Here is a 1051-nt window from a genome sequence, read left to right on the forward strand (position 1 = left end):
TCGATGAGGCTTGCGGGGGTCATTGGCGTTCCTCTAACCGTTAGAATGCTTTTATTCGGGAGCGTATTGTCTGCGAAACGAAACGCTTGCCGCAACAACATGCGGGTAGATTAGCACGATCGTTCTATTTTTTGTGCTAGGGTAATGCCGCCCGGGCTGTGCCGCCGGGGCCGGCGAAACGACATCGAAAGGGGATGGTCAAATGGGTCGATCGATCAATCTGGAAGGCAAGGTTGCGCTGGTGACGGGCGCGTCGAGCGGCCTCGGGCAGCGTTTTGCGCAGGTACTGTCGCAAGCCGGCGCGAAGGTCGTGCTCGCGAGCCGCCGCGTCGAGCGCCTGAAGGAGCTGCGCGCGGAGATCGAGGCGGCGGGTGGCGCCGCGCACGTCGTGTCGCTCGACGTGACCGATGTCCAGAGCATCAAGGCGGCCGTCGCGCATGCGGAGACGGAAGCCGGCACGATTGATATCCTCGTGAACAATTCGGGTGTGTCGACGATGCAGAAGCTCGTCGACGTGACGCCGGCGGATTTCGAGTTCGTGTTCGATACGAACACGCGCGGCGCATTTTTCGTCGCGCAGGAAGTCGCGAAGCGGATGATCATGCGCGCGAACGGCGGCGGCAGCGGCAAGCCGCCGTGCCGGATCATCAACATCGCGTCGGTGGCCGGGCTGCGCGTGTTCCCGCAAATCGGGCTGTACGCGATGAGCAAGGCCGCGGTCGTGCAGATGACGCGCGCGATGGCGCTGGAGTGGGGCCGTCACGGGATCAACGTGAACGCGATCTGCCCGGGCTATATCGATACCGAAATCAATCATTACCTGTGGGAAACCGAGCAGGGCCAGAAGCTGCAGTCGATTCTGCCGCGCCGGCGTGTCGGCAAGCCGCAGGATCTCGACGGGCTGTTGTTGCTGCTCGCGGCCGACGAGTCGCAGTTCATCAATGGCTCGATCATCTCCGCGGACGACGGCTTCGGCCTCGCCTGAGCGGGTGACATTCAGCAACAAAGAAGACTGCAATGAGCGCAACAAGCGATTACTCCCCCGTTTTTG

Annotated in this window: 1 protein-coding gene; it reads left to right on the forward strand. The window is 62.1% G+C overall.

Translation table 11 applies throughout. The features are described from left to right. Positions 1 to 202 precede the first annotated feature (202 nt). A complete protein-coding gene (locus JMF90_RS38205; RefSeq protein WP_201316852.1) occupies positions 203 to 985 on the forward strand; it encodes an SDR family oxidoreductase in 783 nt (260 codons plus the stop codon). The last annotated feature ends 66 nt before the right edge of the window (positions 986 to 1051 follow it).

This window comes from Burkholderia sp. E168m23 (assembly GCF_016586125.1).
Taxonomy (GTDB): domain Bacteria; phylum Pseudomonadota; class Gammaproteobacteria; order Burkholderiales; family Burkholderiaceae; genus Burkholderia; species Burkholderia orbicola.